This window comes from Pseudomonas sp. NFPP28, from assembly GCF_900115535.1.
In the GTDB taxonomy this organism is placed as follows: Bacteria; Pseudomonadota; Gammaproteobacteria; order Pseudomonadales; family Pseudomonadaceae; genus Aquipseudomonas; species Aquipseudomonas extremorientalis.
Window position 1 is genome coordinate 512098 of record NZ_FOWT01000003.1, and the last position, 12926, is coordinate 525023.

Here is a 12926-nt window from a genome sequence, read left to right on the forward strand (position 1 = left end):
CACTTATGGGATCGGCATTTAATAACATTTTACTTTGCGTTTTTTCAGAGAAATATTCTAACCCTTGGCACGGAGCGGGCTTGCTCGCGAAGGCGGTGTGTCAGATAGAAATGCACTGACTGACCCACCGCCATCGGGAACAAGCCGCCTCCCACATTGAATCTGTATCGCCTGGGGCAGCATGGTCGCATTACAGGTAAACTCCCCTCCTTTTCATCTATTCCACGGAGTTCGCCTTGCGTCTGTTTCACACCTCCGACTGGCACCTGGGTCAAAACCTCCACGGCCAGGAACGCGACTTCGAACACGCCTGTTTCCTCGAATGGCTGCTGGGCCAACTCAAGACCCATCAGCCGGACGCTCTGCTCATCGCCGGCGATATCTTCGACACGGTCAACCCGCCGCTCAAGGCCCAGGAGCGGCTGTATGACTTCATCATCAGCGCCCACGAACAAAACCCCAAGCTGACCATCGTGATGATCGCCGGCAACCACGACTCCGGCTCACGTATCGAGCTGCCGGCACCGTTGATGCGCCGCCTGCACACCCATGCCCTCGGCCGCGTGCTGTGGCTGGACGATGGCCAGCTCGACGCCGAACGGCTGCTGATCCCGCTGCCCGACGCCAAAGGCAAGGTTGCCGCGTGGTGCCTGGCGCTGCCCTTTTTGCGCCCGGCGGAAGTCACCGGCGCGCACCTGGGTGACGACTACCTGCGGGGTATCGGCCAGGTGCATGAATGGCTGATCGCCGCGGCCAATGCCAAGCGCAAAAAAGGCCAGGCGCTGATTGCCATCAGCCATGCGCACATGGCCGGTGGTTCGGTGTCGGAAGACTCCGAGCGCAGCCTGATCATCGGCAATGCCGAGGCGCTGCCGGCCAGCCTGTTCGATAAAAGTGTCGGCTATGTTGCCCTCGGCCATTTGCACAAGCCGCAAAAGGTCAATGGCGAAGAACGTATTCGCTACAGTGGCTCGCCGATCCCACTGTCGTTTTCCGAAATCGGCTACAAGCACCAGATCCTCGATGTGGTGTTCCAGGGCCAATGCCTGGTGAGCGTCGAACCCATCCTGATCCCGCGTTCGGTCGACCTGCAACGTCTGGAAGCCGCGCCCCTGGCGGATATCCTCAAGGCCCTGGCCGAGTTGCCGGACATCGACCTGCTGGCTGAAACCCAACGCCACCCCTGGCTCGAAGTGCGCGTCCTGCTCGACGAACCGCAGCCCGACCTGCGTCAGCAAATCGAAGCCGCGCTGCAAGGCAAGGCTGTGCGCCTGGTGCGCATCGCTGCCGAGTACGCCGGCAAGGGCCCCCGTGAGGACGAAGGCGACGACCGCCTGATCGAACTCGACCAGCTCACGCCCCAGGAATTGTTCAGCCGCGCCTGGCAGGACAGCTACGGCAGCGAGGTGGATGAACAGACCTTGAAGGACTTCGCCGTGTTGCTCCAGGAAGTGCAGCAAGAGGAGGAACAGCCATGAAGATCCTTGCCATCCGCCTGAAAAACCTCGCGTCCCTGGCCGGCCCGTTCGAGATCGACTTCACCGCCGAGCCCCTGGCCAGCGCCGGGTTGTTCGCGATTACCGGACCGACCGGCGCCGGTAAAAGCACCTTGCTCGATGCCTTGTGCCTGGCGTTGTTTGGTGCCGTGCCACGCCTGGGTGATACCGGCCAGGCGAAGATGCCGGATGCCGACAGCGACATCTCCATCGGTGACCCACGTACCCTGCTGCGCCGCGGCACCGGTGGCGGTTATGCCGAGGTGGATTTTGTCGGCGTCAGTGGCCGCCGCTACCGCGCGCGCTGGGAAGCCAATCGCGCGCGCGACAAGGCCAGCGGCAAGTTGCAGAACAGCCGCCAGAGCCTGATCGACCTGGACAGCGACCAACTGCTGGCCAGCCAGAAAACCGAATACAAGACCCAGCTGGAATTGGCCCTGGGCCTGAACTTCGAACAGTTCACCCGCGCCGTGTTGCTGGCGCAGAGCGAGTTCAGTGCGTTCCTCAAGGCCAACGACAACGAGCGCAGCGAACTGCTGGAAAAGCTCACCGACACAGCCCTGTACACCCAACTGGGCCGGCGTGCCTTCGACAAGGCCAAAGAGGCCCGGGATGCGCACAAACAGTTGCAGGACCAGGCCACCGGCGTGGTGCCCCTGGCCCCTGAAGCCCGTGCCGAGCTCGATCAACAATTCGATGCCGCGCAGCAGCAACTCAAGGTCCATCAAGCCCAACTCAAGCAGTTGGAGCTTCAGCACACCTGGCTCAAGGAACTGCGCGAATGGCAGGAACGCCAACTCGCCGCCACCGAACAGCTGCAGCAGGCGCAGGCCGACTGGAATAACCAGGACGCGCAACGCCAGGACCTGGGCCACCTGGAACAGTTGGCGCCGCAGCGTCATCTGTTCGTGCGCCAGGCGGAACTCGGCACACAGCTGGCGCCGTTGGCGGCGCAGATTCAGTCCCATACGCGGCAACAAGCCGAATTGCAGGCCCGCCAGGACCAGGCCCGGCAGCAACTGGCCAGCGCGCAAACCGCCTTGGCGCAAGCCCTGAAAAACCAGGCGGATGCCGCGCCTTTGCTGCGCCAGGCGTTCGACGAACACAGCACCCTCACCCACTTGACCAAAGAGCTGGCCAAGCGCACCGAGGACAAACAGCAACACGCAAGCGCCTGCACCGAAGGCCAGGCCCGGCTCACCGGCCTGCTGGAAAAACAGAGCGAAGTCGCAGAGCGCCTGCAACGCCTGGCCAACGAGCTTGAGCGTAGCGCCGCCCTCGCGCCCTTGAGTGATGCGTGGACCGCCTACCGCGACCGCCTGCAACAACTGATGCTGATCGGTAACCGCCTGAATAAAGGCCAGGCCGAACTGCCGCAATTGGAGCAACGTGCAACCCGCGCCGCCGAACAGTTCACCCAGCAACGCGAAGCACTGGACTTGCTGTACCAGGAGGCCGGTGCCGAGCCTCACGCCGTGGCCGAGCAGATCCAGTTGCTGGCCAGCCTGCTGCAAGACAATCGCAAACAGCAGCGTGCCTTCGAAGACCTGACGCGCCTGTGGGACCACCAGCAACAGCTGGATCAGCAAGCCGCCGGCCTGACGCAAAAGCTCACCGTGACCCAACAGCAACGCGAGCAGTTGAACCAGACCGGCTTGCAAACCAAGGCCGAGCTGGCGGTGGCCGAACAAACGCTGGACGTGACCAGACAACTGCTGGAACGCCAGCGCCTGGCCCGCAGTGCCAGCGTCGAGGAGTTGCGCGAGCAGTTGCAGGACGATCAGCCCTGCCCGGTGTGCGGCAGCCACGAACACCCGTACCACCAGCCCGAAGCCCTGCTGCAAAGCCTCGGTCGTCATGACGAAAACGAAGAAGCCAGCGCGCAGAAAGCGGTGGACACCCTTAAGGAAAAACTCACCGAGTTGCGTGGCGAAGTGGGCGGTTTGATCGCCCAGCAAAAGGAATACCTGCAACAGCAGGAACACCTGGCGACGCAACAGCAAGCGCTGAAACCGAGCCTGGATGCACACCCGCTGTCCGCGTCGCTGTTCAATCAGGAACCGGCCAAGCGCAGCGCCTGGCTTGAGCAGCAACTGGGCCAGTTGACCCAAAGCATCACCCAGGATGAACAGCGCCAAGGCGCCCTGCTCAACCTGCAACAAAACGCCGGGCGCCTGCAGCAACAACTGCAAGCCGCCCAGGAAGCAAGCCAGCAGGCCCGTCAATTGCTGGTGGACCAGCAGCGCGAGCTGGCCACCGACCGCGAACGCCTTGAGCAGGAACTGAGTGCCTTCGCCAGCCTGCTGCCCGCAGACACCTTGGAAGGTCTGCGCGCCGAGCCCGCTGCCACCTTTATGCAGCTGGACCAGCAGGTCAGCCAGCGCCTGGAACAACTGGGCCATCAGCGCGACGAATTGGCCGAGCAACAAGAGCGTCAACAGGCGATCGAGAAGGAACAGACCCACCAGCAGCATCGCCAACAGCAACTCGACGCCCTGCTCCAGCAAGTCACCGAACTGGCGACCCAACAGCAAGCGGCTCAGGAAAAACTCAACGCGTTGCTCGGTGAACACACCAGCGCCGAGCAGTGGCAGCAACAGTTGGAACACGCCGTGACACAGTCACGCCAGAGCGAAACCGACGCCAACCAACAACTGCAGGACATCCACAACGCCCTGATCCAACTGGCCGCCGACCTCAAGGCCCAGCAGGAACGCGAGCAGGCATTGCAGGCCGAACAGCACAGCCTCGACATGCGCCTGCACGACTGGCGCGCGCTGCACCCGGAACTCGACGACGCCGGCCTCGACCGTTTGCTGGCCTACGACGACGCCCAGGTCAGCCACTTGCGCCAGCAGTTGCAACACAGCGAGAAAGCCGTCGAACAGGCCAGGGTCCTGCTGCAAGAACGTGAGCAACGCCTCGCCGAACACCAAGCCCAGCACAATGGCAACTTCGAAGCCGATGAACTGGACACCGCCCTGGCCACGCTCAACCAACAGTTGGCCGAGGCCGAGAAACACTGCGCCGAACTGCGCGCGCGCCAGTCCGAAGACCAGCGCCGCCAGGACGCCAACCAGGCGTTTGCCGAACAGATCGCCAAGGCGTATGACGAATGGCAACGCTGGGCGCGCCTGAACGCACTGATCGGCTCAGCCACCGGTGACACCTTCCGCAAGATCGCCCAGGCCTACAACCTCGACCTGCTGGTGCACCACGCCAACGTGCAATTGCGCCAACTGGTGCGCCGCTATCGCCTCAAGCGCGGCGGCAGCATGTTGGGGCTACTGGTGATGGACACGGAAATGGGCGACGAACTGCGCTCGGTGCACTCGTTGTCCGGCGGCGAAACCTTCCTGGTGTCACTGGCGTTGGCCTTGGGCCTGGCGTCGATGGCATCCAGCACCTTGAAGATCGAGTCGCTGTTTATCGATGAAGGCTTCGGCAGCCTGGACCCGGAATCGCTGCAACTGGCGATGGACGCGCTGGACGGTTTGCAGGCCCAGGGGCGCAAGGTGGCGGTGATTTCCCACGTGCAGGAAATGCACGAACGCATTCCGGTACAAATCCAGGTCAAGCGCCAGGGTAATGGTTTGAGCACGCTGGAGGTGAAGTGAGCGAGGTGCTGCTGTATTCGTTCCGGCGTTGCCCGTATGCGATGCGGGCACGCCTGGCCTTGCGTTATTCAGGCGTGCCCGTACAGATCATCGAGGTCAGCCTCAAGGCCAAGCCGGCCGAGATGCTGGCATTGTCGCCCAAGGGTACGGTGCCGGTACTGAGCGTTGACGGACGCGTGATTGAAGAGAGCCTGGAGATCATGCAATGGGCCCTGGCCCAGCACGATCCGGATGATTGGCTGCTGCAGGGTGACCCGGCGGTATTGGCACTGATTGCCGAGAACGACCAGGGTTTCAAGTATCACTTGGATCGATACAAGTACGCCGACCGCTACCCGGAACACCCGATGGAACATTATCGGGCCGAGGGCGAGGCGTTCTTGCAGAAGCTGGAAGGCCTGCTGGGGGAACGCGCCTACTTGCTGGCAGAGCATCCGAGCCTGGCGGACATGGCCCTGGCGCCGTTTGTACGCCAGTTTGCCCATGTGGATCGGGAGTGGTTCGCCGGGACGCCGTATCAACGGTTACAAGCCTGGCTTCAGCGCGTCCTTACTTCACCGCTATTTATCGCCGTGATGACAAAACCCTGAGGCCGGCACAATCAAATGTGGGAGGGGGCTTGCCCCCGATGACGGTGGATCAGTCAGCTAATCTGTAGCTGACCCACTGCTATCGGGGGCAAGCCCCCTCCCACATTTGATCTCAGTGACCTACCGCTTAGTGCTGGGTCTTGTGATCCAGTGCGGCGTAGAAGTTGGCACTCTGTTGCAAGTATTTCTGGGTATAGGCGCTGGTGCTGGATTTTTTGCCGGTGACTTCCACGCTGGCTGCGGCAGGCAGGGCAACGGTGGCGGAAACAGCGGAAGCGGCGATGATGGAGAAGAGGTTCAGATTCATGTCGGTAACCCTTGTGTTCGTTTGGTTGAGTGGCCGGGGAAGGCCTTGGAACCAAACTTACGCCCGAGGGCTGAACCTTAGAAATGCTTTGAAACAGTAGCCGCTATTAACAGAATTAATAGAAAGGGTCAGGCCCCGCACGGCGGGGCCTGTGGCTTATTGACGCACCAGGAACTTGAGGTCGCTGGGGGCATCGATCGGCAATTTCTGCACGGTTTTACCCAGCAGGCCGGTTTTGGGGTCGCGTTCGACCACGACGATTTCGTTGCTTTTCTGATTGGCGATCAGCAGGAACCGACCGCTGGGGTCCAGACTGAATTCGCGCGGGTGGTCACCGTCCACCGAGCGACGTTGTAATTCCTTGAGGTGCGCGGTGGCCGGATCGATGCTGAACACCAGCAACTGGTTGGCCGTGCCACGGTTGCTCACGTAGAGGAATTTTCCGTCACTGGAGGCGTGCAACGCGGCACCGGCCTTGTCGGACACCGGTTGGCCGGCGGCGAAGTCCACCAGTTGCGTCTGGGTCAACTGGCCATCCTTGTAGTCGAACACTGCCACCTGCGCACTCATCTCAGTGGTCAGCCAGGCGTGCTTGCCATCGGCGCTGAACAACAAGTGACGCGGGCCGCTGCCTGGCGGCAGTTGCACCGAGGCCGGATTGGCCGGGGTCAATGGCAGCTCATGGTTGGCCTTGGGATCGTAGCGGTAGGCAAACAGCTTGTCCGCCCCCAGGTCCTGTACAAACACGTACTTGCCATCCGGCGACGACACCACCGAGTGCACATGGTTGGACGCCTGGCGCTCAGGGTTCACGCGGCTGGCCGGGTGCCCGCTCAGTTGCACCGGAGGCGACAGCTTGCCCGTGGCATCGACCGGCAGCACCGCCAGGCTGCCACCCGGGTCCTCCACGACCGAATAGTTGGCGACGAACAGGTAGCGCCCATCGGCGGCCAAACTGGAATGGGTCGGCTCGTTGCCCAGGCTCTGCACCTGGTTGATCAGGGTCAATTGGCGAGTCTGCGGATCGATGCTGTAGCTGCTGACGCGCCCGACCGGGTCCTTCTGGCCGGGGCCGTTCTCGTTGACCACGAACAGGTGCTTCTGGTCCTTGGAGATTGTCAGCCAGGACGGGTTGGCCGCTTTGGCCGCGAGCACCGGTTTACCGCTGAACTGGCCTGTGCGGCTGTCAAACTGCAGGCGATAGATCCCTTCACTGCTGCCGGCGGTGTAGCTGCCCACCAACAGTTCATAGGTATCGGCCGGCGCGGCTTGCACCGACATCGCTCCCACGCTGCCGGCCATCAGCAGCGGCCAGAATTTACGCATCATCATCCGCTTCATCCTCGTCGTTATTGTTGCCGGTGAAGGCGCTCATGCAGATCAGGCGGTGCTCGCCCGAATCACCGGTAAGGGTCCAGCTTTGCAAGGTGTCATCGAACGTCGCGGCGTTGACCTGTTCCAGGCTGAAACGCCAGCGTTTTTCTGCACGGCCGTCCATGGCGGTGATCAGCAGTTTTTCGTTGTCGAGTTCAAAATCAAAGGCATGCAGCCCATCGATTTCAAGCATGTCGCTGGTTTCAAGGACGGCAGGCAAATTCTCAGTCATCACAGTCTTTCATCAGGTTCAAAGCGCTAATCATAGGCCAGTTTGCCGCCAGGGCCTAAAACCATAGCGGGCTACCGCATGGCGACAACGCTGGGCATTACCTTGCAAGGACGCACTCTTATCCGACATCAAGGAACCCACATGCCTGTACAGCCCCCCGCCCCAGCGGCAAACCCCACACGACAAGCGATTGCAGCGCAATTTCTCGGGCGCCCCACTTTGCGCACCGTCACCGCGCAAATGCTGGGCACCCACCTGGTGGAGAAGTACCCGCCCCTGACGCTGCCCGTCGCCGACCTTCGGCTGGCCGTCCCCCGCGAAGGCGGCGGCCGCGCCCTGCTGCCGTTGCTGGACGTTGCCCTGGACCATATCGCCGACGGCAGTTTCCCCGAGCTGACGGCACGCCAGAACCTGGATTGCTACCTGAGCGATGCCACTGGCACCCGGCTCGGTTCTCATGAGAACGGAGAGCGCCGCGACTTCGACCTGCGGGTTATCGAAGCCCTCATCCGGGAGCTGCCACGGGTGCTGTTCATCGGTTTTCAAGAAGCCTTGGCTGCGTACTGGGGACAGGACAGCGACGCAGGGAGCGTCCGCTGGAAGTGGCTGGCCGATGTGCTGCAAGGTGTGTTGCTCGAGGTCGCCACACGCCAGACCGGCCTCGCTGCCCAGCACATTGAAATACTCAGCGCGTTGAACCGTTATCCCGACCGGGCATCGCGCACGCTCAGCCCCGCCCCCGCCAACGAGGTCCACGCCTACACCTTGGAAACCCACTTGCAACGCGCCGGCAAGCGGCTGACCGTACAAGGCACCGAGATCCTGGTGGTGCGCGGTAAGCAAGCACTGCTTTTTCGCCTGAACGGTGAGATCCAGACCTACCCCGACCTGGAAACCTTCGGCCAGGCGTGGGGCGAGCAGTTGCAACAGCGCTTCATGGCCGAGCGCATCACCTGGCAGCAGTACGAACCCGACGGCAATATTTTCGAAGTGCAAGCGGCGCTCATCCTGAACCAGCAGTTGGACGATCTCGCGACTCTCCAGCTTCCCGCCCAATCCACGCGGCAAGCAGTGGAACGCCTGTTTGCCGTCACCACCGACCCTGCGCAGTGGCTGGCGCCATCAAACGCCACGTCGCCGGCAACGGTGGCGGCCATCCAGGCCGCCCTGCCGGATCATCTGCAAGCCACCAGCGCCGCCAACCGCCTGGCCTACCGACACACCCTGCTGGAAAACGCCAGCATCAAGCGCCAGACCCTTGGCGACGCCGACTTCGATAGCCTGGAAACACTGCGCGGCTATGCCACCGCGCATGTGAACCAGCAACTGTGCATGGACCGTGCGGTTGCCCAGGGCGGACTGCGCGCCTGCACCCATGAAGCGCTGGCGACCGGCTACGATGCTGGCGATCTGGAACTGACCTTTCATGTGCCGGTCGGTATCCTCGAAGGCGGTTACGTCGAACCGGTCGTCATGAACCTGGTCGACCTGGCCCTGAAGAACCTGTCGGGCCGCCCCAAAGGCCGCATGACAATACGCCACGTCAAAGGCCGCGCGATCGAAGCCTGGCTGACACCCGACTACCTCCTTCAACTGGTCCAGCGCGTCGACATCGGCAAAAACTACCCCGCTTACCTGCGCCGGGAGCTGATGGGGCAGACCGAAGCGGCACGCAAACGTCAACGCCTGTTCGAGCAACTGCGCCCCCTGCATCTGAAAACCCAGGCACTGGAGCGTTTGATCAAGGGCGAAGCCGGCCTCACCCAGCGTGGTTTCGAGTGTGTGAAAGCGCTGGTCAACCCCAACCCGCTGGAGCGCCGGGTCAATGGCGAGGATATTGTCATCCGGCCGCTGGCCTTTGTACGCAAGCCAGGCGCCACCGCGGATGTGGTGCGCAATATGTTCGTCATCGAACCCCGCGACACGCAGTCGGGACCGCACCTGCTGTATCGACCGGCCTATGCCGAGGCGCTGCTGGAATACCCCAATCGCCAGCAGTTGCTGGCGGCCATCGTGCAACCCGGCGACCTGCAGGAGAGCGTACTGACCTGGTTGCCGGACCAGGCCAGGGCGGTCTACAGCAACGGCGGTTTCAACGAGCCTCACTACGTGCGCATCGGCATGGGCTCGGAGTTCGACAGCCTGCCCAGCGTGCCAAAGCCCGCCGAGCTGGCCGGTGCCGACGACGAAAGCAACGATGAAATAGGCCTGGCGCTGCGCAACGGCAGCCTCATGGAATATCTGTTCGGCAGTGAAACACAGCAACTGGTGGACCAGGCCGAAAGGGAGTCGACCTCCAACAGTGAAAGCCGCTGGGCGCTTATCCTTGAAGGCCTGCAACTGGGATTCAACACCCTGCTGCTGGTTGTACGCGGCCCCATGGCGGCAGTCGGTTGGCTGATGCAGGCCATGCATGGCGTAGTGAAGGACCTGCCGGCACTGGAGAGTGCCGATCCCACAGCCAGGGAGCTGGCGTGGATTGATCTGCTGCTCAATATCGGCATGGCGATGTTGCATCACGGATCGACCGGCGCGTCGCACGAAGAATCCCAGCGCGATGAACAGGCCACGATCCCTTTGCCCTTCAAGCACCCACTGCCAGGCCAGCGTCTGATCAGGCCGGCGGTGGTTGAACGAGGCGCTGTCGGCCTGCCTTCCGAGCCACCGGGGGGTGGTCGCACGCTGTTGGACTTTGATCGCTCCCTGGCCGGCGATGGCGCCTCGGCGGCGCTTTTCGAGCGACTGCGGGCCGTCAATGTGCCCTGGCCCACGCCGGCTCCCGAACCGGTCAATCTCGGGCCCTATCGGGGTTTGTACAAGATCAACGACCAATGGCATGCCTCGGTGGGAGGCTTGTTGTTCAGGGTCAACATCGTGCCGGGTTTCGGTGAAGTCTTTATCATTCACCCGCTCAAACCGGATCACCCGGGCATCAAGCTGAAAACCGACGGCAACGGCCATTGGACGCTGGACCGTGGTCTCAAGTTGCAGGGGGGCGGACGCAAGCGGTTGCAGGAGTTGCGCCATGAAAAACAACTTGAGAACAAAAGGTTGAAGGATCGCTTGCTCCAGCTCGCTCAGGAGGCGCAGTACCTCATGGTCCCCATTGATCAGGCAGGAGCGCAACTGGCATCCGCCCTCAAGGGCCTGGAGAAACAACTCAAGACCCTGCGAATCATTCAGGATCTGCTGCTCAAGGCTTCGCAAACCCAGCGTCCAGACCTGGAAATACGCCAACAGACTGAAATCTCCGAGTACAAACGCCTTCGCAACCAGTTTGGTGTATTGCTGCAGCACCTCGAAACTCAACTGTCCGAATCCCTGCCCGTGCGCTTTGAGTTGGCCACCTTGACCCGCCAGCTGGAGGCCGCCGCCATTGCCGACCTGCCCCTGATCAATGCGTCAACCATCCTGAAAGAGCTCTGGAACCAACAGTTGTTCCTCCACAAGATGCAATTGGAAGCGTTGGATTTTCATACCGCTACCGAGGCGGGCGAGCCATTGGCGGCATGGCACGAACGGATGCAACCGCGAATCGTCGCGGGAGACTTGACCCTCGTCGACGAAAACCTGCGGATGGTCACCGGTTACATCGACTACCTCGAACACATGGCCGCGCATTCCGCCACCATGGAAGCCACCCTCCAGCATCTGGGACAAGCGTCCGCTGCAGCGCGCGCGGTACGGCAGGAACTGCTGGCAGGCATTCCAATCGTTGAATTGTTTTTCTCCGACAACCTCAAGCTCAGCGCGCTGGAACTGCTTGCCAGCCTGAGCCAACTACGCTTCAAGATGCCTTCATCACTGTCTGCGTTGCAGTGGTATTACAAGGCGCGTTATCAGGTGTGCGGGCTGGACATAGGCCTGAAATCCCACATCGAGGTACGCAGCAGTACCGAATACCCGTTGGCCGAGCAACGCAATGTCTACGAGACAGTTCTCGATAAATACCAGCAGGCCGAGTTCGCCCTGAGGGCCCTCAAGACGCTGAAGCCCGATGCCTTGGGGCCCGAAGCCGAACGTGTGCTCAAGGGCCTCGAATTCGCCAGGGCGTTGGCGCAAAACGAACTGGAGGCGGTGGTCAGAGAACAGGAAGACCTCAAGGTCGAACTGCCACTGTCCAAGACACTGCGTGCCAAGCCCCCGGCAAAGCGGGTGTTCAAGACCCGCAAAAAGGAATACCTGATCGGAGAGTTCAAGCCCGCCGACGCGCATAACGGCGAGGAACACATCACCATCACCGACACGTTGCTGGGCAAGACCCTGGCTTCGTATAACCAGCATACGGACGGTTGGGCCCCCATCGACGAGGCAACCACCTCGACGCCGGCCCCGCAGCTTCGCTCACTCGCGACCCTCAAGAGTGAAGCCCAGGGATTGATCGGACAACGCCAGGACCTGGAGCAATTGGTCGCGGCGGACCAGGCGAAACTGGACAACCCCCTCACTCGCCAGGATGCCAATCCCGGCGAATGGGACACGCTGCTCAACGCGCAAGCCGAAAAACTTACCCAACTCGCCAATGAAATCAAACGCGACCATCTCGATGCACCCACGGCCCAGAACCTGATTGACGAATGCCTGGCGCAAGCCAAGGACATCAATCGCTGGGCACAGCGCATCTGCAGCGATGCCTACAAACGCCAGTGGCCGACAATGGAAAGCGTCGCCTACCTCTGGGACCACCAGCAGATCGATATCAACCTCACGAGCCAGGCCGACCCGCAACGCCCGACCCTCAGTGGAGACTTCTTCACCGAATACGCGGTGTACGACAAGGCGCAAAAACCGCCGGTGGTGTTGTGGTACGCCCATTTCCACTACGCCACCGCCGACGCGCCGCCCGATGGCTATACGCGGGCCCATCTGAAATTGCCGGAGCAACGCAAACTCACCCAGAAGGATTTGCTCAAGGCCCATGTGCAGGATTACCTGAGCCGCGTGAAAGACCCGGGCAGCGAACCCGTGACGAAAATCGTCTACGTGCTCATCACTCCACCGCTGGACAACCTGTTCCTCAAGATAGCGCCCAAGCCCAAGGGTGTTCAGGCGTGAACAAGGCCGGCTGACCAGAGGATGGGGTATTAGCGTGGTCGCCAGCGGGTACGACGGTCGACGTGGCGGTCACGTACCCGTTGGCGCCGTCTGTTCACACACTGAAACAGGCGCGCTCAAGCGCGGTACGACAAGGCTTGGCAAACGTGTCGGCGGCGACTCGACACAGTTCAAAACGCTTTTTCGAAACCTTCGCTGCATCGAGCTTGTACTTTCTCTGGCGCTTATCAACCTGAAGCCAAGGAAGTGCCTCTA

General features: G+C 61.7%; 7 protein-coding genes. 4 read left to right on the forward strand and 3 right to left on the reverse strand.

The genetic code is table 11. The annotated features are described in order from the left end of the window. The first annotated feature begins 236 nt into the window (after positions 1 to 236). Genes BM110_RS11060 through BM110_RS11070 form a run of 3 tightly spaced genes read left to right on the forward strand, consistent with a single transcriptional unit; the run spans position 237 to position 5703 of the window. A complete protein-coding gene (locus BM110_RS11060) occupies positions 237 to 1478 on the forward strand; it encodes an exonuclease SbcCD subunit D C-terminal domain-containing protein (RefSeq protein WP_071487955.1) in 1242 nt (413 codons plus the stop codon). Continuing rightward, positions 1475 to 5113 carry an AAA family ATPase gene (locus tag BM110_RS11065; RefSeq protein ID WP_093513381.1) on the forward strand — a complete coding sequence of 1213 codons (3639 nt, stop codon included), beginning with the start codon at positions 1475 to 1477 and terminating at the stop codon, positions 5111 to 5113. Before BM110_RS11060 ends, BM110_RS11065 begins: the two co-directional genes overlap by 4 nt. Further along, the gene (locus BM110_RS11070; RefSeq protein WP_093121216.1) at positions 5110 to 5703 is read left to right on the forward strand and encodes a glutathione S-transferase; all 594 of its coding nucleotides are present in this window, start codon (positions 5110 to 5112) and stop codon (positions 5701 to 5703) included. Before BM110_RS11065 ends, BM110_RS11070 begins: the two co-directional genes overlap by 4 nt. Before the next feature lie 127 nt (positions 5704 to 5830). On the opposite strand, the gene BM110_RS11075 is transcribed toward BM110_RS11070, so the two are convergent. From BM110_RS11075 to BM110_RS11085, 3 genes are all read right to left on the reverse strand, one after another. Beyond that, on the reverse strand, positions 5831 to 6010 hold the full coding sequence (locus BM110_RS11075) for a hypothetical protein (RefSeq protein ID WP_058424118.1): 180 nt from the start codon (positions 6008 to 6010) through the stop codon (positions 5831 to 5833). 156 nt (positions 6011 to 6166) lie between these two features. After that, positions 6167 to 7342 (reverse strand): lactonase family protein, encoded by a 1176-nt coding sequence (locus BM110_RS11080; RefSeq protein ID WP_093121217.1) that lies wholly within the window; start codon positions 7340 to 7342, stop codon positions 6167 to 6169. Continuing rightward, positions 7329 to 7616 carry a DUF5629 family protein gene (locus BM110_RS11085; protein WP_092244220.1) on the reverse strand — a complete coding sequence of 96 codons (288 nt, stop codon included), beginning with the start codon at positions 7614 to 7616 and terminating at the stop codon, positions 7329 to 7331. The genes BM110_RS11080 and BM110_RS11085 overlap by 14 nt, the downstream gene beginning before the upstream one ends. Before the next feature lie 141 nt (positions 7617 to 7757). On the opposite strand from BM110_RS11085, the gene BM110_RS11090 reads away from it, so the two are divergent. Continuing rightward, on the forward strand, positions 7758 to 12671 hold the full coding sequence (locus BM110_RS11090; protein WP_093513382.1) for a dermonecrotic toxin domain-containing protein: 4914 nt from the start codon (positions 7758 to 7760) through the stop codon (positions 12669 to 12671). Positions 12672 to 12926: the final 255 nt, after the last annotated feature.

What these genes read in the sequence shown, in the direction of transcription:
- BM110_RS11075 (WP_058424118.1), bottom strand. Translation starts at nt 6,010, where the DNA reads ATGAATCTGAACCTCTTCTCCATCATCGCCGCTTCCGCTGTTTCCGCC.
- BM110_RS11085 (WP_092244220.1), bottom strand. Translation starts at nt 7,616, where the DNA reads ATGACTGAGAATTTGCCTGCCGTCCTTGAAACCAGCGACATGCTTGAA.
- BM110_RS11080 (WP_093121217.1), bottom strand. Translation starts at nt 7,342, where the DNA reads ATGATGATGCGTAAATTCTGGCCGCTGCTGATGGCCGGCAGCGTGGGA.
- BM110_RS11090 (WP_093513382.1), top strand. Translation starts at nt 7,758, where the DNA reads ATGCCTGTACAGCCCCCCGCCCCAGCGGCAAACCCCACACGACAAGCG.
- BM110_RS11065 (WP_093513381.1), top strand. Translation starts at nt 1,475, where the DNA reads ATGAAGATCCTTGCCATCCGCCTGAAAAACCTCGCGTCCCTGGCCGGC.